The organism is Burkholderia sp. HMSC10F09 (genome assembly GCF_001806955.1).
In the GTDB taxonomy this organism is placed as follows: domain Bacteria; phylum Pseudomonadota; class Gammaproteobacteria; order Burkholderiales; family Burkholderiaceae; genus Burkholderia; species Burkholderia multivorans.
Genome location: NZ_KV786602.1, coordinates 1 through 17,622 on the forward strand (window position 1 = coordinate 1; position 17,622 = coordinate 17,622).

15 protein-coding genes and 1 pseudogene are annotated in these 17,622 nt (G+C 68.7%); 9 read left to right on the forward strand and 7 right to left on the reverse strand.

The features are described 5' to 3' along the window. Together bla and HMPREF3115_RS06960 are read right to left on the reverse strand one after the other, a co-directional pair. A partial coding sequence (gene bla, locus HMPREF3115_RS06955; RefSeq protein ID WP_070553880.1) for a class A beta-lactamase occupies nucleotides 1–711 on the reverse strand: 711 nt, incomplete at its 3' end. Nucleotides 712–921: 210 nt separating this feature from the next. Next, complete coding sequence (locus tag HMPREF3115_RS06960) at nucleotides 922–1,776, reverse strand: peptidoglycan DD-metalloendopeptidase family protein (protein WP_070553867.1); 855 nt, start codon at nucleotides 1,774–1,776, stop codon at nucleotides 922–924. A gap of 493 nt (nucleotides 1,777–2,269) precedes the next feature. Here HMPREF3115_RS06960 and HMPREF3115_RS06965 point away from each other — a divergent pair, with 493 nt between their 5' ends. Continuing rightward, nucleotides 2,270–3,166: a LysR substrate-binding domain-containing protein gene (locus HMPREF3115_RS06965; protein ID WP_070553869.1), complete on the forward strand. Its 897-nt coding sequence runs from the start codon at nucleotides 2,270–2,272 to the stop codon at nucleotides 3,164–3,166. Nucleotides 3,167–3,230: 64 nt separating this feature from the next. Continuing rightward, the gene (locus HMPREF3115_RS06970; protein WP_059940481.1) at nucleotides 3,231–3,617 is read left to right on the forward strand and encodes an ester cyclase; all 387 of its coding nucleotides are present in this window, start codon (nucleotides 3,231–3,233) and stop codon (nucleotides 3,615–3,617) included. Nucleotides 3,618–3,687: 70 nt separating this feature from the next. On the opposite strand, the gene HMPREF3115_RS06975 is transcribed toward HMPREF3115_RS06970, so the two are convergent. Further along, the gene (locus tag HMPREF3115_RS06975; RefSeq protein ID WP_070553871.1) at nucleotides 3,688–4,428 is read right to left on the reverse strand and encodes a sulfite exporter TauE/SafE family protein; all 741 of its coding nucleotides are present in this window, start codon (nucleotides 4,426–4,428) and stop codon (nucleotides 3,688–3,690) included. A 357-nt stretch (nucleotides 4,429–4,785) separates the two neighbouring features. After that, nucleotides 4,786–5,796, reverse strand: a complete 1,011-nt coding sequence (locus tag HMPREF3115_RS06980) for an aldo/keto reductase (RefSeq protein WP_059940479.1) — start codon at nucleotides 5,794–5,796, stop codon at nucleotides 4,786–4,788. A 139-nt stretch (nucleotides 5,797–5,935) separates the two neighbouring features. Between HMPREF3115_RS06980 and HMPREF3115_RS06985 the strand changes: the two genes are divergently transcribed. Further along, nucleotides 5,936–6,847: a LysR family transcriptional regulator gene (locus HMPREF3115_RS06985; protein ID WP_006403266.1), complete on the forward strand. Its 912-nt coding sequence runs from the start codon at nucleotides 5,936–5,938 to the stop codon at nucleotides 6,845–6,847. 24 nt (nucleotides 6,848–6,871) lie between these two features. On the opposite strand, the gene HMPREF3115_RS06990 is transcribed toward HMPREF3115_RS06985, so the two are convergent. Further along, entirely contained in the window at nucleotides 6,872–8,026 is a 1,155-nt protein-coding gene (locus HMPREF3115_RS06990; protein ID WP_070553872.1) for a porin, read from the reverse strand. Between the two features lie 380 nt (nucleotides 8,027–8,406). Here HMPREF3115_RS06990 and HMPREF3115_RS06995 point away from each other — a divergent pair, with 380 nt between their 5' ends. Together HMPREF3115_RS06995 and HMPREF3115_RS07000 are read left to right on the forward strand one after the other, a co-directional pair. Then, the gene (locus HMPREF3115_RS06995; RefSeq protein ID WP_006403263.1) at nucleotides 8,407–9,504 is read left to right on the forward strand and encodes an OpgC domain-containing protein; all 1,098 of its coding nucleotides are present in this window, start codon (nucleotides 8,407–8,409) and stop codon (nucleotides 9,502–9,504) included. 58 nt (nucleotides 9,505–9,562) lie between these two features. Further along, the gene (locus HMPREF3115_RS07000; protein WP_070553874.1) at nucleotides 9,563–10,486 is read left to right on the forward strand and encodes an alpha/beta hydrolase; all 924 of its coding nucleotides are present in this window, start codon (nucleotides 9,563–9,565) and stop codon (nucleotides 10,484–10,486) included. 60 nt (nucleotides 10,487–10,546) lie between these two features. Here HMPREF3115_RS07000 and HMPREF3115_RS07005 read toward each other — a convergent pair whose 3' ends face one another. After that, entirely contained in the window at nucleotides 10,547–11,785 is a 1,239-nt protein-coding gene (locus HMPREF3115_RS07005; RefSeq protein WP_035487590.1) for an SfnB family sulfur acquisition oxidoreductase, read from the reverse strand. Between the two features lie 285 nt (nucleotides 11,786–12,070). Between HMPREF3115_RS07005 and HMPREF3115_RS07010 the strand changes: the two genes are divergently transcribed. Together HMPREF3115_RS07010 and HMPREF3115_RS07015 are read left to right on the forward strand one after the other, a co-directional pair. Then, nucleotides 12,071–13,321 (forward strand): acyl-CoA dehydrogenase family protein, encoded by a 1,251-nt coding sequence (locus HMPREF3115_RS07010; RefSeq protein WP_035487588.1) that lies wholly within the window; start codon nucleotides 12,071–12,073, stop codon nucleotides 13,319–13,321. After that, nucleotides 13,318–14,709 (forward strand): LLM class flavin-dependent oxidoreductase, encoded by a 1,392-nt coding sequence (locus tag HMPREF3115_RS07015; RefSeq protein ID WP_070553876.1) that lies wholly within the window; start codon nucleotides 13,318–13,320, stop codon nucleotides 14,707–14,709. Before HMPREF3115_RS07010 ends, HMPREF3115_RS07015 begins: the two co-directional genes overlap by 4 nt. A gap of 42 nt (nucleotides 14,710–14,751) precedes the next feature. Here HMPREF3115_RS07015 and HMPREF3115_RS07020 read toward each other — a convergent pair whose 3' ends face one another. Next, entirely contained in the window at nucleotides 14,752–16,179 is a 1,428-nt protein-coding gene (locus HMPREF3115_RS07020) for an MFS transporter (protein ID WP_039217573.1), read from the reverse strand. Nucleotides 16,180–16,471: 292 nt separating this feature from the next. Here HMPREF3115_RS07020 and HMPREF3115_RS07025 point away from each other — a divergent pair, with 292 nt between their 5' ends. Both HMPREF3115_RS07025 and HMPREF3115_RS32235 read left to right on the forward strand, forming a co-directional pair. Continuing rightward, nucleotides 16,472–17,464 carry an aliphatic sulfonate ABC transporter substrate-binding protein gene (locus HMPREF3115_RS07025; protein WP_070553878.1) on the forward strand — a complete coding sequence of 331 codons (993 nt, stop codon included), beginning with the start codon at nucleotides 16,472–16,474 and terminating at the stop codon, nucleotides 17,462–17,464. Between the two features lies 1 nt (nucleotide 17,465). Then, nucleotides 17,466–17,622, forward strand: a pseudogene (locus HMPREF3115_RS32235) (ABC transporter permease); the annotation flags it as partial.

A 17,622-nucleotide genomic window follows, 5' to 3' on the forward strand; every position in this document is an offset into this window, starting at 1 on the left:
CACGCGCCAGCCCGGCGGCACGGCCGCGGCAGTGCCGTCGCCGCGCGCGCCGGCCGTCATCCAGTCGATCAGCTGCGCGCGCTGCGGCTCGCGCAGCGCATCGCCGAGCAGCAGCCGCTGCAGCGTGTCGACCATCGCGACCGGCGTCGACGTGTCGCGCACGTCGCCGGGCCCCACCGCATTCAGCTCGGGCTCCCAGCGATCGAGACGGAAGGTCGTATCGCCGCTTTCGCGGGCGAACGCCGTCACCGCCTGCGGGCCGCCGAGTACGTTCATCAGCAGGTTGCCGGCCCCCTTGTCGCCGGACTCGAGCATCGCCGCGCAGAGCTGCGCGACGGTCATGCCGGTGTCCGCGTGGCTTTCGGTCACCGGCGAGCCCGCGACGATCCCGTAACGGCGGTAGAGAATGCGGCGCGGCAGCAGCGATGCGTCGAGCGACGCACGCGCGAGGATCGCGGCGGCCGCGACGACCGCGTACGTGCCGCACAGCGGAAAGCGCTCGCGCGCGTGGTGCGCGATGCGCGCGCCGGTCGACGTGTCGAGCGCGGCGACGCCGAGCCGGCCGTCCGACGCCTTGTCGAGCGCGGCGAGTTCGGCTTGGGCGCGATGCACGCGTCCCTGGTCGGCGACGGGCGCCGACGTGCACGCGGCGACGAACGGTGCCGCAACGGCGGCAAGCAACAGCGAGCGGCGTGTCGGTGAGTGTTCCATGAATGGCGTGATGTTCTGTCGGAATCGATCGCATCGCAGGGCGCACATCGACGATGCGCGCGCCTTCGCATCGGCGCATGCTTCGCGGCGGCAGCCGCCGCCCACCGCGAACGCACGCACCGGCGGCCTCACCCGTGAGGCGCGATGAACAGACCCTAGCGTATCAGCGAGCGCCGCCGCATTCCAGCGGCGCGGCTGCGCGTTCGCGCCTCAGCCCTGCGGCGCAGGCAGATACGGCAGCGGATTGACCGGCTTGCCGTCGCGCCGCACTTCGAACAGCAGCGCGACGCGCGAGTTGTCGAGGTCGCCCATCTCGGCGATCTCGTCGCCCTGATGCACGACGTCGCCCGTCTTCACGAGCAGCTTGCGGTTGTGCGCGTACGCGGTCAGGAAATCCGCGTTGTGCTGGACGATGATCAGGCTCCCGTAGTCGTTGAGCCCGGTGCCTGCATACATCACGCGGCCGTCGGCGGCCGCGCGCACCGGGTCGCCGGGGCGGCCCGCGATCTGGATCCCCCGGTTCTGGCCGGGGCGGAACGGTTCGACGATCCGGCCGTGCGCGGGCCAGGCGAGCGCGACGCCGCGCGCGTGACGCTTCGTCTGCTGGACGACCTCGCGATCGCTGGCGCTCGACTCGCTCGGCCGCGCAGCGGCCGTCGCGTCGCTCGCGGCGGCCGGTGCCGTCGCCTGCGTGCTGCCCGTCGTCGCCGACGGCCGCTGCACGTCCTGCTTCACGATCCGCAATACCTGCCCGGTGCGCAGCCTGCTGCGCGCGCCGAGCTTGTTCCAGAGCCGCAGGTCGGCGACGCTGCAGTCGTTCGCGTTTGCAATGCCCGTCAGCGTGTCGCCGCGCTTCACGACGTAGTCATGCGCGACCAGGATCGGCGCAGGCGCCGGCGCAGGTGCCGATGCCGCGGCGGGTTGCGCCGGCGCCGCCTGTCGCGCGGGGCCGGCAAGCGTATCGCTCGGCGGAACGGGCGGCGTGCTCGCGCAGCCGGCCATCGCGAGCACGGCAGCAAGGCCGGATGCCCATGCCGCGCGGCGATAGAGTCGATGCTTTTCCATCGTCGAACCGGTGCTACCGGTGTCCGTTTTACAAGCTTTCAAGCATCTCAAAAACGGAACGGCCGACGTGTAACCGGATGCAAACAATGATGACAAACGATCACCGGTCGTGGAGCCGGACGATATGGGTGACCCGCGCCCCGTGCGATTCAGGTAACGATGACCGCGTCTTCTCGGAAAATCGGCATGATTTTCCGCCGCGTCGGCGGGCCGCCAACGCGGGCGCTCAGCGCATCCAGTCGATCAGTTCCGAGCACGCGTAGGCGATGCCGATGCAGAGGAACAGCAGATGCAGCGCGATCTTGAACGACACGCCCCACGACGAATCGATTTGCATGACGGTCTCCCCTTCGCGTTTGACGTCAGCATCATCGGTCGCCGGCCGTATCCTGAAAATGCGGAAGCGGCGAATCGCGTCTCAGGCAGCGCCTGAGCATCGCGCGCCCGATTCCCTGCTACCTTATCGGCGATCACACAACAACCCGGCCCCGCCATGCGCTTCGACCTGACCGATCTGCGGCTTTTCCTGAACATCTGCGACGCCGGCACGATCACGGTCGGCGCCGAGCGCACGCACATCACGCTGCAGGCCGCGAGCGAGCGCATTCGCGGGATGGAGGACGAGCTCGGCGTTCCGCTGCTGCACCGGACCAAGGCGGGCGTGCATGCGACCGACGCCGGTCATGCGCTCGAACACCATGCGCGCACGGTGCTGCAGCAGATCGACCACATGCGCGGCGAACTGCAGCAGTACGGGCTCGGGTTGCGCGGCCATATCCGGCTGCTATGCAACACCGCGTCGCTCAGCGAATACCTGCCCGACGCGCTGGCCGACTATCTGCCGCGCCATCCGAAGCTGTCGATCAGCGTCGAGGAACGCTCGAGCCAGGAGATCGTGCACGCGATCCGCAGCAAGACCGCGGAGCTCGGCATCGTCGCCGATTCGGTCGGACTCGGCGGGCTCGAGCAGCGACCGTTTCGCGAGGACTGGCTGATCGTCGTCGTGCCGGCCGGCCATCCGCTCGCGTCGCGCGACGCGGTCGCGTTCGACGAAATCGTCGATGCGGATTTCATCGGCCTCACCGACGGCAGCGCGCTGCAGGTCCATCTCGCCGATCAGGCGCGCGCGCTCGGCAAGCGGATCCGCTATCGTGTGCAGTTGAAGAGTTTCGACGCGATTTGCCGCGTGATCGAAAGCGGTGTCGGGATCGGCATCGTGTCGCGGCACGCGGCGGAACGCGCGATGCAGACGATGGACGTGCGGCTCGTCGAGCTGTCCGATTCGTGGAGCCACCGGAAGCTCACGCTCTGCGCGCGGTCGTTCGACGCGCTGCCGAAATATACGCGCGAGTTCGTCGCGTTCCTGTCCGGCGACGCGCCGGCGCAGTGAATACGGTCGACGGCGGCGCGACGGCCGGCACGATGCCACTGTCGACCGACGACGAGGTACACAGATGACCGATACCGATCTTGCCGCGCACTACCGCGCGTATATCGACTGCCTCAACCGGCAGGACTGGGCGGCGCTCGGCCGCTACGTCAGCGACGACGTGATCCACAACGACCGGCCGCTCGGCCTGTCCGGCTACCGCGCGATGCTCGAGCAGGATTTCCGCGACATTCCGGATCTGCATTTCGAGATCGCACTGCTCGTCAGCGCGCCGCCGCACATCGCGTGCCGGCTGCAGTTCGCGTGTTCGCCGGCCCGCACGTTTCTGGGGCTGCCGGTCAACGGTCGAAAGGTGACGTTCTGCGAAAACGTGATCTATGCGTTTCGCGACGGCAGGATCCGTCAGGTCTGGTCCGTCATCGACAAGGCGGCGATCGAGGCCCAGCTGTAGCGCGGCCGCGTCGCGCGCCGGCGTGCCTGTTCGCACGACGCGCACGACGCGCACGATGCGCACGATGCGCTCAGCGCCAGCCGGACGCGGTCATGTACGCGCCGAGCGCGAGCAGGCCGATGAAGAAGCATCGCCTGAACGCCTTCTCGCTCATCACGCGCCGCGCGTACTGGCCGCCTGCCATGCCCGCGAGCGCCGGCACGAGCGCGAGCGCCGACATGCCGAGATCGACCGTCTGCAGCGCACCCGAGACGCGCAGTTGCAAGCCGAGCGCAATCGTCGACGCGGTAAACGACAGGCCGAGCGCCTGAATCAGGTCGTCCTTCGATAGCCGCAGCGCCTGCAGATACGGGACGGCCGGCACGACGAACACGCCGGTCGCCGCGGTGACCGCGCCGGTCAGATAGCCGACGACCGCCGACAGCCATCGTTCGTGGCGACCGGGCGCCGGCAGCCGCGCGGCGGCGAGCCCCCACAGTCCATAGAGGATCAGCACGACGCCGAGCGCCGCATGCGTCCACCGGCTGCCGGTCGCGAGCGCCGGCAGGCCGCCGGCCAGCGTGCCGAGCGTCAGCCCCGCGAGCAGCGGCCACAGCCGGCGCAGCAGCGGCCCGAACGACGGACCGATCGCGAGCTGCCAGACGTTCGTGACGAACGACGGCACGAGCAACAGGCTCGCGGCCGCGGACGGCGGCATCGCGAGCGTCAGCAGCCCCATCGCGATCGTCGGCAGGCCGAGGCCGATCATTCCCTTGACCGCGCCGGCGAGCAGGAAGATCGCCGCGACGACCGTCAGCGTGTGAAGTGGCATGTGCAGGTTCGTCCGTCCCGATGGATACGCGGCGTATCGTGCACGGTGGCGCAGCGGGGGACTATCTGGTTTTGCCTGACGCTGGCTCGGGGCGGTGGGTCGTGGGTCGCGGGCTAGGACCGACGGCTGCGACTCGCGGGCTGCAGGTTGCAGGCTGCTCGCGAGTCGCAAGATTGCGGGTCGCGTGGAGGCCGCGGACGGCGTGCGACTGGTCGCCGGCCGCCAGCTGCCGTGCTGTGCGGGTCAAAGGTCGATTCCGCGAATTGCCTGTCGCGGCTGCGAATCACACCGGCGAATCACCGACCGCCGCGAGTGGCCCCCACGCCAACACGCCAACACCTCGCACGCACCACATCGTCACGCGTGCCGGCCGCCGCCCTGCTCGCTATCGAGGTGCGCCATCTGTGCGGCCGGATAGCGTTCGCCCGCGGCGGCCCCGGCGGGAACCGCCGCTTCGATGCGTGCGATGTCATCGACCGTTAGTTGCATCGAGGACGCCTGCAACGCGTCTTGGAGCTGCGTGCGCTTGCGCGCGCCGATCAACGGCACGATGTCGTCGCCGCGCGACAGCACCCAGGCGCTCGCGATCTGCGCGGGGTTGCTGCCCTTTTCGTCGGCAATCGTGCGCAACGCGTCAACGAGGGCAAGATTGTGTTCGAGATTCGCGCCCTGGAACCGCGGGCTCGCTGCGCGGAAATCGCGCTCGCGCGGCTGCGCCGCACTCCAGCCGCCGCCCAGTAGGCCGCGCGACAGCACGCCGTACGCGGTCACGCCGATGCCGAGTGCACGGCACGTCGGCAGGATCGCGTCCTCGATCCCGCGCGACAGCAGCGAATATTCGATCTGCAGATCCGCGATCGGCGCGACGGCCGCCGCGCGGCGAAGCGTGTCGGCGCCGACCTCCGACAAGCCGATATGGCGCACGTAGCCCGCCTTGACGAGATCGGCGATCGCGCCGACCGTCTCCTCGATGGGCACCGCCGGATCGACGCGCGCCGGCCGGTAGAGATCGATGTAGTCGGTGCCGAGCCGCTTCAGCGTATAGGCGACGAAGTTGCGGATCGCGACCGGCCGCGCATCGTAGCCGGCGAAACCGCCGGCCGGATCGCGCAGCGCGCCGAACTTCACGCTGATCAGCACCTGCTCGCGCGTGCGGCCGCGCAGCGCATCGCGGATCAGCATTTCGTTGTCGCCCATTCCGTAGAAATCGCCGGTGTCGAGCAGCGTGATCCCGTGATCGAGCGCGGCGTGCAGCGTCGCGATGCTCTCGCCGCGGTCGGCCGGCCCGTAAAGATCCGACATGCCCATGCAGCCGAGCCCGATCGCCGATACCTGCGGGCCCGTGCGGCCCAGTTGACGTGTGTTCATGTGCGTTCCTTCGCGTGGTGACCGATGGACCGCATTCTCGACGGAACGCCGCGCGCGATAAACGCGAAACGCGCAACCAAATCATTCGACGCTGATTAACAATGGAGGCTGTCCCAACCCGCCGGCTTTCGCTCCCCGCATGGATCATCTGCAAGCAATGCGCATCTTTGCGCGCGTCGCCCATCTCGGCAGCTTCACGAAGGCGGCCGAGCAGCTGCAACTGCCGCGCCCGACCGTCAGCAACGCGGTCCAGTATCTGGAAAAGCATCTGAAGGTGCGACTGCTGCAGCGGACGACGCGTCGCGTCGGGCTGACCGCCGAAGGCACGACCTACTACGAGCGCTGCGTGCGGCTGCTCGCCGATCTCGACGACGCGGAAACGCTGTTCGAGGAGGCTGGCGCGTCGCCGCGCGGCGTCGTTCGCGTCGATCTGCCCGAGCGTTTCGCGCTGCATCGCGTGATCCCGGCGCTGCCGGATTTCCACGCGCGCTACCCGGACCTGCGCGTCGTGGTCAGCACGACCGACCGCTTCGTCGACCTCGTCGCGGACGGCATCGACTGCGCGGTGCGCGTCGGCATGCTCTCCGACACGTCGCTGGTCGCGCGGCGCATCGGCGAGATGGCGCAGCTCAACTGCGCGTCGCGCGACTATGCGGCGCGCCACGGGTTGCCGCGTACGCCCGACGAACTGCCGGACCACGTCGCGGTCGGCTATTTCTCGAGCCGCACGGGCCGCGAACTGGACTGGGAATACACGGACATGGACACCGGCGACGTCCACACGGTGAAAATGCGCAGCATCGTGTCGGTGAACAGCTCGCAGGCGTATCTCGCGTGCTGCGTCGCGGGCCTCGGGATGATCCAGGCGCCGCGCGACGGCCTCGAGCCGCTGCTCGCGGACGGCACGCTGGTCGAGGTGCTGCCGGAATGGCAGGCGCCGCCGCTGCCGGTTGCGGTGGTGTTTCCGCACGGCCGCCATCTGGCGCCGCGCGTGCGGATCTTCGTCGACTGGCTCGCCGAGACGCTCGGCGACGTGAGCCGCGCGACCTGACGGGCCGCGTCGCGCGGCCGCCCGTCAGAACTTGTGACGAATCGCGGCGCGCACCGCGAACTGGTTCGAGGACGACGACGGGCCGTCGGTCCCGACCACGTAGCCGCCGTCGGCCGCAGTACCCGTGCGATCGCCGGCCACCTTTTGCCACGCGCCCTGCAGGTAGACGTCGGTGCGCTTCGACAGGCTGTAGTCGGCCATCAGCCCGATCGTGTGGTACTTCGGCTTGATCGACCCGGTCGCCGCATCGAACTTGCCGTCCGTATACACATACTGCGCGCCGACGTAGAAAGCGGGCGTCAGCTGATACTTGCCGTTGACCTCGAAGTTGTCGAACTTCGTCGCGCCGAGCCCGAGGCCCGCGAACGTCGACGCCGGCAGATAAACGGTCGACACCGGGTTCTTCACGTCGGTCTTCGTGTAGACGAAGCCGACCGTCGCGGACCCGAACGTGTAGTTCAGGCCGCCGCCGAAGACCCGCAGCCGCTCGGCGACGAAGTTCGCGTCGTCCGCGGCGATCGCACCCGCGCCGCCGGCGCCCGGATGGTTCGCCTGCAGGTACGCGGCCGCGACCTGCAGCCCGGCGAGCGAATACTGCGCGCCGAGGCTGTACTGACGGTTGTTCGAGAAGCCCGTGCTATTGCTGAAGCTGTACGTGCCGCCGACCGACAGCCCGTTCCAGTCCGGGCTCGCGTACTTCACCGTGTTGTTCACGCGGAACGAGTTGTCGGTGTTGTCGTTGTCGAACGGATGCGAGAACAGCGTGCCGCCCCAGTTGCCGTTCGCGGTCAGCGGCGCGAGATAGTCGACGACCGAATCGTACTGGCGGCCGAACGTCAGCGTGCCGAAACGCGACGCGCTGAGGCCGACGAACACCTGTCGGCCGAACATCCGGCTGCCCTGCCCGAGCCGGCCGTTGTTCACGTCGAACCCGCTTTCGAGCGTGAAGATCGCCTTCAGCCCGCCGCCAAGATCCTCGCTGCCCTTGAGCCCCCAGCGGCTGCCCTGCGCATAGCCGCTCGCGAGCTGGTAGTCGGCCTTGCCCGCGCCGTTGACGCTCACGTTGTTCGTGTAGTTGAAGCCCTCGTCGATCACACCGTACAGCGTCACGCTGTCCTGCGCGAAGGCCGGCGCGGCAAACGCGGCGAGCGCGGCGGCAAAAATGACGTGCTTCCTCATGTCGGATCTCCGGAACCCGGCACCGGGCTGGCATGTGCCCGGCAATTGTTGGTTTGTTGTATGGCTGGTCCGCGCGGCGGACCGCGCGGCGTGCAGCCGCGCGACGACGAAATGGTGTCACGTCGAAATCCGGCCGTCCACCGACGCGCATGCCTGGCGGACAAAGCGTTGCGCCCTTCCAACTGCGTGTCAGGCCGCCCGCCGCGGCTGCCTTGCGGGCCGCGGCGCGGCGGGCCGCCATTCGCGTAAACCCGGAAGCGGCCGCATCGGTGGCACAATGCGCATCCATCATCATTTCGTCACGCAGTCATGCTTCACCCCGAACCCCGCGCGGCCCGTTGCCGCCGTGCCTGCGCCCGCGCCGGCCGCGAGGACGCGCGATGACCGCGCCCGCCCGGGCCGGCCGCTATGCCGAACTCGATTTCTTCCGCGGCCTCGTGCTGCTCGTGATCGTCGTCGACCATATCGGCGGCAGCATCCTGTCGCGCGTGACGCTGCATGCGTACGCGCTGTGCGACGCGGCCGAGGTGTTCGTATTTCTCGGCGGCTTCGCGACCGCAATCGCCTACAACTCGCTCGCCGAGCGCCACGACGAATCGGCAGCGCGCCAGCGCTTCATCCGGCGCGCGTTCGAGATCTACCGCGCGTTCCTCGTGACGGCCGGGCTGATGCTGCTGATCACGGCCGTGCTGAACGCGTTCGCGATCGACGGGCCGAACATGCCGACCAACGATCTCGACGGGCTGCTGCACCGGCCGCTCGCCGCGCTGCGCGACATCCTGCTGTTTCGCCGTCAGCCGTATCTCGCGTCGGTCCTGCCGATGTACGCGTTCTTCGCGCTGCTCGCGCCGCTCGCGCTGCCGCTCGCGCGCACGCAGCCGTGGCTGCTGCTCGCGTTCAGCGGATCGCTCTGGTACGCGGCGCCGCACGCGGCGCGCTTCCTGCCGACCGTAGACGGCGTACCGTGGGACTTCAATCCGTTCGCGTGGCAGTTTCTGTTCGTGCTCGGCGTGATCTCGCGCTGCCAGCCCGTCTACCAGACGCTCGCGCCGAAGCCGCAGGGCTGGCTGCTGAGCCTCGCGGCGGTCGCGATCGTCGCGGCGGGCGCGTATTACCGGCTGCGCATCGAGCCGTTCCCGACCGATCCGTCGATCAAGCAGAACCTCGGCGCGCTGCGGCTCGCGAACTTTCTCGCGATCGCGTGGCTCGCCGCGAAGCTCGTGCACCTCGGCTGGATGAAGAAGGTCGCGCACGCGATGCCGTGGATCGGTACGATCGGCCGGCAGGGGCTGCTGTGTTTCGTTGCCGGCACCGGGATCTCGCTCGCGGTCGACTCGGTGCTGTATCAGGCGACCGACGGCTATCTGAACGTGCCGCTCGGGCTCGCCGCCGACGTCGTGGCGATGGGGCTGCTGTATCTCGTCGCGAAACTCTATGCGCCGCTCATCGCGCGGCTGCCGTTCGGTTCGCGGCGCTGACATGCGGCGCCCTCGTCTGCTGCTACGATAGGCGGCGCCTTTTCTGACCCGATTCGCCATGCGTCGACTCGCCGTTCCGCTCGCCCTTGCCCTGATCGCCGGTTCCATCGCCACCGCGCGCGCCACGCCCGTCGCGTCCACCGCGCCATCGGGCGCGGCTGCGTCGTCGATCGCCACGCCGGCCGCGTCGGGCGCGACCCTCAACCCCGGCAGCAGCATCGTGCTGCGCACGTTCCGTTCGGCGTCGCTGCAGCGCGACTGGTCGTATACGGTCTACCTGCCGCCGGGCTACAACGCGGAAGGCGCGCGCTATCCGGTGATGTATCTGCTGCACGGCAACGCGGGCAACGCGAACGACTGGATCACGCAGGGCCGGCTGCAGGCGACGGCCGACACGCTGATCGAACGCCACGAGATTCCGCCGGTCGTGATCGTGATGCCGCAAGGCGGCACCGACTGGTACGTCGATCGCAAGGAGAAGATGCAAAGCGCGTTTCTGAACGACCTGCTGCCCGAAGTCGAGATGCACTTCGCGGTATCGAACCAGCGCGCCGGCCGCGCGATCGGCGGCGTGTCGATGGGCGGCTTCGGCGCGCTGCGCTTCGCGCTGCTCGAGCCGGGGCTGTTCTGCGGCGCGATGCTGCTCAGCCCCGCGATCTACGCGAACGAGCCGCCGCTCAATTCGGCGGCGCGTTACGTCGGCGTGTTCGGCGATCGCCAGTTCGACGCGCGCGTGTGGCACGAGCTGAACTATCCCGCGCTGATGCGCGGCTATTTCGCGCGCACGTGGCGCGTGCCGGTGTTCATCGCGGCCGGCGACGACGATCTGACGATCCAGGCCGAATCGAGCCTGCTCTACACGCATCTGCGGCGCGCGCAGAATCCGGCCGAGCTGCGCATCGTCGACGGCGGCCATACGTGGGACGTGTGGCGCGGGCTGCTCGCGCCGGGGCTCAAGTACACGCTCGACTGCGTGAAGTAACGCGATGCGGCGCGTGCGCGATACGGGCGCATGCGCCGCGCTGCGCGTCGCCGCGCGATGTCAGTTCCACGCGTGCCGCGCGGGCCGCACGCCGTTCAGATAGTAGTTGCCGACCAGATGGTATTTCCAGCGCACCGGATCATGCAGCGTGTGCGTGCGCGCATTGCGCCAGTGTCGGTCGAGACCGTGCTCGGCGAGTGTCGACTGCGTGCCGGCCAGTTCGAACAGCTTCTCGCCCGCACGCAGGGCGATTTCGGTCGTCAGCACCTTCGCTTCGCCGACCGCGACCGACGCGCGTGCGACGTCGTCGTCGGTCACCGTGCCGCGCGCGCGAATTTCGTCGAGCGTGCGCGCCGCGCGCTCGAGCAGCGCTTCCGCCGCATGCAGCTCGATATGCAGACGGCCGACTTCGCGCAGCAGCAGCGGATCGTCCGACGCACGCTCGACGCCGCTGTCGACCCACGGCCGCGTACGCGTGCGCACGAACGCGAGCGTATCGTCGATCGCGGCCTTCGCGATGCCGGCATCGATTGCCGCCTGGATGATCTGCGATAGCGGACCGTTGAGCGTCGGCTCGTCCGACACACGATGCGCGGGCAGCACATGCGACGCAGGCACGCGCACGCCGTCGAGCACGACGGTGCCGCTCGCGGTCGTGCGCTGCCCGAACCCCGACCAGTCGTCGATCACGGTGAGCCCGCGTGCGGGCTGCGGCACGTAGGCGAGCCACGCGCGCTGCGCATCGTCGAGGCCGAGCACCGGCACGTAATGTGCGAACAGCGCACCGGTCGAGTAGAACTTCGTGCCGTCGACCACATAGTCGTCGCCGTCGCGACGCACGCGTGTCTTCAGATCGAGCACGTGCTTCGTGCCCTTCTCCGAGAAGCCGTTGCCGAACCGTTTGCCGCGCAGCACTTCGCCGAAGAAGTAGCGCTTCTGCGCGTCGGTTCCGGTCAGCGCGATTACGTCGACGAGCCCGAAATGGTTCTGCGGCAGTTGCCCGAGCGACGCGTCGGCTGCCGCGACGATTTTCACGACTTCGGTCAGCGTCAGATGCGACACGCCTGCACCGCCGTATGCCTTCGGCACCGTGATCGCCCACAGCCCCGACTGCGAGAACCATTCGATTTCGTCGTACGGCAGCCGCCGCTCGCGATCGCGATCGGCGGCGCCTGCCGCGAGCCGCTGTGCGAGCGCATGCGCGGCAGCGATCGCCTGGGCATCGTCGGCGATCACGCGGGCGGTCTGCGCTTGCGTATCGGCCGGCGGTTCGTGAATCGTCGCGCTCGTGTCTGACATCGGGCACTCCTGTCGAATCGGGAAAGCCTTCAATCTAGCAGCGCGCGTCGGCACGGCCAACCGAGCGATCGTCGTAACGATATTCGTTCGGATAACAAACGACAGGCTGCCGTCCGCCTGCGCGCCATGACGTCGCAATCGCTGCTCGAGTGTCGCCGCGGCGCGCAGCGCGCGCGTCATGCCTGACGACGATAACGATGTGCGAATCCGTTATTGGAATGCGCGCGGCGCGCTTCCTATACTGGCCTGCCCGGCGCGACCGCGCCGCCTTTCGAGGAACGCCGCATGACTTCGTCGCACATCGACACCGACCTCTCCGCGGGCACCGACTACGACACGCTCGCGCGCCGCTTTCGCCCGATCTTCGACCGGATCGCCGCAGGCGCTGCCGATCGCGAACGCCGTCGCGAACTGCCGCACGAAGCGATCGGCTGGCTGAAGGCCGCGGGCTTCGGCGCGGTCCGGTTGCCGGTCGGCGACGGCGGTGCAGGCGCATCGCTGCCGCAGTTGTTTCGTCTGCTGATCGAACTCGGCGCCGCCGATTCGAATCTGCCGCAGGCGCTGCGCGGACACTTCGCCTTCGTCGAGGACTGGCTGAACGCGCCGCCCGGCCCCGCACGCGCGACATGGTTCGACCGCTTCGCGAGCGGCCAGCTCGTCGGCAACGCGTGGACCGAGGCCGGCGACGTGCCGCTCGGCCGGACCGTCACGACGCTATCGGCCCGCGACGGCCGGCTCGTGCTGAACGGCCGGAAGTTCTACAGCACCGGCAGCCTGTTCGCCGACTGGATCGACGTCTTCGCGCAGCGCGAGGACGGCAGCGACGTGATCGTCGCGGTCGCGACCGCACAGCCCGGCGTGATCCGCGAAGACGACTGGGACGGCTTCGGGCAGACGACGACCGGCAGCGGTACGACGCGCTTCGTCGATGCGGCGGTCGACGCCGACGATGTGATCGACTTCGCACGCCGCTTCAAGTATCAGACCGCGTTCTACCAGCTCTTCCACGTCGCGACGCTGGCCGGCATCGGACGCGCGATCGTGCGCGACGCGGGCGAGCGCGTGCGCGGCCGCACGCGCGTGTACAGCCACGGCAATGCCGCGCGCGCGGCCGACGACGCGCAGCTTCAGCAGGTGATCGGCGAGATCGCGTCGTGGGCGTACGGCGCCGAGGCGCTCACGCTGCGCGCCGCGCAATCGCTGCAGCTCGCGTACGACGCGCACTTCGGCGGCGACGATGCGGCCGAGCTGGCCGCGAACGTTGCGGCCGAAATCGAATCCGCGCAAAGCCAGCTCGTCGTGTCCGATCTCGTGCTGCGCGCGGCGACGCGGCTGTTCGACGCGCTCGGCGCGTCGGCGACACGCAGCGCGACCGCGCTCGACCGCCACTGGCGCAACGCACGCACGGTGTCGTCGCACAACCCGCTCGTCTACAAGGCGCGGATCGTCGGCGACTGGGTGATCAACGGCCGCACGCCGCCGTTCGTCTGGCGTGTCGGCAACGGCACGGATGGCGTCGCGGGAGCGGCGCGATGAGCAAGACCATTCGCTTCAACGCGTTCGAGATGAACTGCGTCGGCCACCAGTCGCCGGGGCTGTGGGCGCATCCGCGCGACCGCTCGTGGCAGTACAAGGATCTCGACTACTGGACCGACCTTGCCCGCGTGCTCGAACGCGGGTTCTTCGATGCGATCTTCATCGCCGACGTGATTGGCTACTACGACGTCTATCAAGGCAGTCACTACCATGCGCTGCGCCAGGCCGCGCAGATTCCGGTCAACGATCCGCTGCAGCTCGCCGCGCCGATCGCGATGGCGGCCGAGCATCTCGGCATCGGCATCACGGCGTCGACGACGTTCGAGCATCCGTATACGTTCGCGCGCCGGCTGTCGACCGCCGATCATCACACGAAGGGCCGGCTCGCATGGAACATCGTCACGTCGTACCTCGAAAGCGGCGCGAAGAACGTCGGCGATCGCGGGCTGCGTACGCACGACGATCGCTATGCGGTCGCGGCCGAATACGTCGAGGTGCTGTACAAGCTGTTCGAGGGGAGCTGGGAGGACGGCGCGGTGGTCCGCGATCGCGACGGCCGCGTGTTCACGCATCCGGAGAAAGTGCACGACATCGGCCACAAGGGGCGGTTCTTCGAGGTGCCCGGCTGCCATCTGTGCGAACCGTCGCCGCAGCGCACGCCGGTGCTGTTCCAGGCCGGCGCATCGGGCCCCGGCAAGGCGTTCGCCGCTCGGCATGCCGAATGCGTGTTCGTCGCCGCGCCGACGCGCGCGCAGCTTGCGCGCTACGTCGCCGACATCCGCACGCAGGCCGTCGCGGCCGGGCGCGACGCGCGCAGCGTGCTGATCTACACGCTCGTCACGGTGATCGTCGGCGAGACCGACGCCGAGGCGCAGGCGAAGTTCGACGAATACCGCCGCTACGTCTCGTACGACGGCTCGCTGGTGTTCATGTCCGGCTGGACCGGCATCGACTTCGGTCAGTACGCGCGCACCGATCCCGTTAAGCGCGTCGACACGAACGCGATCGTGTCGGCGGTCGAGCATCTGGCCGGCGGCGATACGACGTGGACGATCGAGGAGCTCGCGGCGTGGGGCGGCATCGGCGGCATGGGGCCCGTCTTCGTCGGGTCCGCACAGACCGTCGCCGACATCCTGCAGGAGTGGGTCGACACGACCGACGTCGACGGCTTCAATCTCGCGTATGCCGTCGCGCACGAGACGTTCGAGGACGTCGTGCGCTATCTGGTCCCGGAACTGCAGCGACGCGGCGTGTACCCGAACGCATACGCGCCCGGCACGCTGCGGGAAAAGCTGTTCGGCGGCTCCGCACGACTGCCGGACACGCATCCGGCCGCGCGCTTTCGCGATCTCGCGCGCAGCGAGCGTGACGCACATGCATCCGTTTGACCGCCGCAGGGCATCGGCGGCCGCGGCCGCCGATGCCGCCGCTCATGCGTGCGGATCCGCATCGATGTCGCGCGCGGTCGGCTCGTAGCGCACGATCAGCAGGAACACGATCGGCGTGATTGCGCTGACCGCCACCACCCAGAACATGTCGGTACCGAGCCGCGCCTGCAGGATCGGCAGTACGAACAGCGCCAACGCCTGACCGATCCCGCACAGCGAGCGGCCGAAGCCGACGCCGGTGCCGCGGATCGTCGCCGGATACGACAGCGTCGGATAGATCATCATCTGCGCGCCGGGGCCGAAGCCTTCCGCGAACAGCCAGGTGCCGAGCATCAGCAGCACGAAGCCGACCGCGAGCGCACCGTGCGGATGCCCGGCCAGCGCGAGCGCGACGAGCGCGACGAACTGCAGCGCGAAGCCGGCGATCGCGACGTGCCGCGACGGATAGCGGTACGCGAGCCGCATCCCGAGCAGGCCGCCGGTGAACGCGAACAGCACGTTCAGCGCGAGCGACGCGGCAATCGTCTCGAACACGCCCGCACCGAGGAACTGCGACAGGATCGACGGCAGGAAGAACGCGATCGCCGTGTATTCGAACGGGATGCACAGATTCATCACGCTCGCGACGATCGTGCGGCCGAGATACGGCCGCTCGAACAGTGCGCGAATCCGCACCGGCGGCGCGCTCGGCTCGCGCGGCCGGTCCTGCGCTTCGTGCGCGTGAATCCCGTACGACTCGCGCAGAATGCGCGCCGCGTTCGCGAGATCGCCTTGGTTGGCGGCCCACAGCGGCGATTCGTTCATGAAGCGGTTGCGCACGAGAATGATGGCGAGCGCCGGCACCGCACCGAAAATCAGCGACGCGCGCCAGAGCCACCCGGCATGCTCGGCCGGCAACAGAAAGTACAGGCCGAAGATCAGCAGAAAGCAGACCGACGACGCGACGTACCACATCGGGCACCACGCGGCCAGCCGCGACGCCTTGTTGCCGCGGCCGCCGAACTTCGAAAATTCGGCGAGAAACGCCATCGCGACCGGCAGGTCGATGCCGACGCCGAGCCCCATCACGAAGCGAGCGCCGATCAGCACCCACACGTTCGGCGCGAGGCCGGCCGCGATCGCGGCGATCACGAAAAACAGCATGTCGGCCATGAAGACCTGATAGCGGCCGATGCGGTCGGTCAGCCAGCCGCCGAGCAGGCTCCCGAAGATCGTGCCGATCATGATCGCAGAACCGACGAGCCCGGTCAGCGCGGGTGTCAACGCGAACTCGCGCGCGACGTCGTCGATGCCGTACGACAAGGTCGTCAGGTCGTACGCATCGAGAAACACGCCACCGAGCGCGAGCAGCACGATCATGCGCGCGTGGCTGACGGACGCATCCGTCGTGTTGATCAGACGCGCGACATCGCTTGCGGAGCGAATCGGCGCGGAAACCGGCGTGATGGCATTCAGATCGATCGAACTCATTGCACTCCCTCGTTGCACCGGCGAACCGGCGGTATCGGCACCGCGCGATCGGCGCGCATGCGCCGCGCGCGTGTGCGGGCAGCGAAGATTCTGGGCGGTCGGCGTCGGTATCCCAACCGATATAAATCGATAAATTTTTCGGCGTGCACGATAACGGCGCGCGCGTCGCGCTTAGCAGCCGCACGCATGTGCAATCGCGGATTTCTTGGTTATCGCCGCGCCGGCGCTTCGGTACAGTGCTCGGTCATCCTGCCTGTTCGCGGCACGTTGCCGCCCTTCCGGAGATCTCACGATGAAGCTGTCCTGGTTCCGCGCGTGGCAAGCCGCGGCCGCTTTCGCCGTCGCGCTCGCCGCTGTCGTGTCGCCGTGTGCGCACGCGGCCGCCCCCGCGGAAATTCGCGTCGACTACGCGTACTACTCGCCCGAAAGTCTCGTGATCCGCCATTTCGGCTGGCTCGAAGACGCGTTCAAGGCCGATCGCACGTCGGTGCGCTGGGTACTGAGCCTCGGCAGCAATCGCGCACTCGAATACCTGAACAGCGGCGCGGTCGACTTCGGGTCCGCAGCGGGTCTCGCATCGGTGCTCGCGCGCGCGAACGGCAATCCGATCCATGCCGTCTATGTGTTCTCGCGCCCCGAGTGGACCGCACTCGTCGTACGCAAGGATTCGCCGATCCGCTCGCTGGCCGATCTGAAAGGCAAGAAGATCGCCGCGACGCGCGGCACCGATCCGTTCCTGTTCACGCTGCGCGCCTTGCATACCGTCGGCTTGACGCGCGACGACGTGGAACTCGTGAACCTTCAGCATCCGGACGGCCGCACCGCGCTCGCGAACGGGCAGGTCGACGCGTGGGCCGGCCTCGATCCGCATATGGCGGCCGCGCAGCTCGACGACGGCGCACGCCTGCTGTATCGCAACGTCGCGTTCAACACGTATGGGCTGCTCAATGTACGCGACGCGTTCGCGCGCCAGTATCCGGAGGCCGTCACGCGCGTGCTGCAGGTCTACGAGCGCGCGCGCGAATGGATCGTCGCGCATCCGGACGAAACCGCGCGAATCGTCGCCGACGAATCGAAGGTGTCGCTGCAGGTCGCGACGCTGCAACTGCAGCGCAACGATTTCGGCGACCCGGTGCCCGGCGAGCGCCAGCGCGCGGCGCTGAAGGCCGCCGCACCGGTGCTGACGGCCGAGCAGCTGATCAAGCCGGGCGTCGATCCCGCGAAGATCGTCGATACGCTGATCGATCCGGCGTTCGTGCGCCCGCTCGCCACCGCGTCGCACTGAGATGTCGCGGCTCTCGCCTACCGTCGCGCGCGACGACGCGCTCGTCCGCCGCCCTTGCGCGCCGCCGCGTGCGACGCCCCGCGACCCGTTGCGCGCGTGGCGCATCGCCGGCATCGCGCTGCCGTTCGCCGCGCTCGCGCTGATCGAGTACGGCGTGC

Bases quoted from the DNA above. Each gene is read 5' to 3' on its own strand.
- HMPREF3115_RS06960 (WP_070553867.1), bottom strand. From the start codon at position 1,776: ATGGAAAAGCATCGACTCTATCGCCGCGCGGCATGGGCATCCGGCCTT.
- HMPREF3115_RS06965 (WP_070553869.1), top strand. From the start codon at position 2,270: ATGCGCTTCGACCTGACCGATCTGCGGCTTTTCCTGAACATCTGCGAC.
- HMPREF3115_RS06970 (WP_059940481.1), top strand. From the start codon at position 3,231: ATGACCGATACCGATCTTGCCGCGCACTACCGCGCGTATATCGACTGC.
- HMPREF3115_RS06975 (WP_070553871.1), bottom strand. From the start codon at position 4,428: ATGCCACTTCACACGCTGACGGTCGTCGCGGCGATCTTCCTGCTCGCC.
- HMPREF3115_RS06980 (WP_059940479.1), bottom strand. From the start codon at position 5,796: ATGAACACACGTCAACTGGGCCGCACGGGCCCGCAGGTATCGGCGATC.
- HMPREF3115_RS06985 (WP_006403266.1), top strand. From the start codon at position 5,936: ATGGATCATCTGCAAGCAATGCGCATCTTTGCGCGCGTCGCCCATCTC.
- HMPREF3115_RS06990 (WP_070553872.1), bottom strand. From the start codon at position 8,026: ATGAGGAAGCACGTCATTTTTGCCGCCGCGCTCGCCGCGTTTGCCGCG.
- HMPREF3115_RS06995 (WP_006403263.1), top strand. From the start codon at position 8,407: ATGACCGCGCCCGCCCGGGCCGGCCGCTATGCCGAACTCGATTTCTTC.
- HMPREF3115_RS07000 (WP_070553874.1), top strand. From the start codon at position 9,563: ATGCGTCGACTCGCCGTTCCGCTCGCCCTTGCCCTGATCGCCGGTTCC.
- HMPREF3115_RS07005 (WP_035487590.1), bottom strand. From the start codon at position 11,785: ATGTCAGACACGAGCGCGACGATTCACGAACCGCCGGCCGATACGCAA.
- HMPREF3115_RS07010 (WP_035487588.1), top strand. From the start codon at position 12,071: ATGACTTCGTCGCACATCGACACCGACCTCTCCGCGGGCACCGACTAC.
- HMPREF3115_RS07015 (WP_070553876.1), top strand. From the start codon at position 13,318: ATGAGCAAGACCATTCGCTTCAACGCGTTCGAGATGAACTGCGTCGGC.
- HMPREF3115_RS07020 (WP_039217573.1), bottom strand. From the start codon at position 16,179: ATGAGTTCGATCGATCTGAATGCCATCACGCCGGTTTCCGCGCCGATT.
- HMPREF3115_RS07025 (WP_070553878.1), top strand. From the start codon at position 16,472: ATGAAGCTGTCCTGGTTCCGCGCGTGGCAAGCCGCGGCCGCTTTCGCC.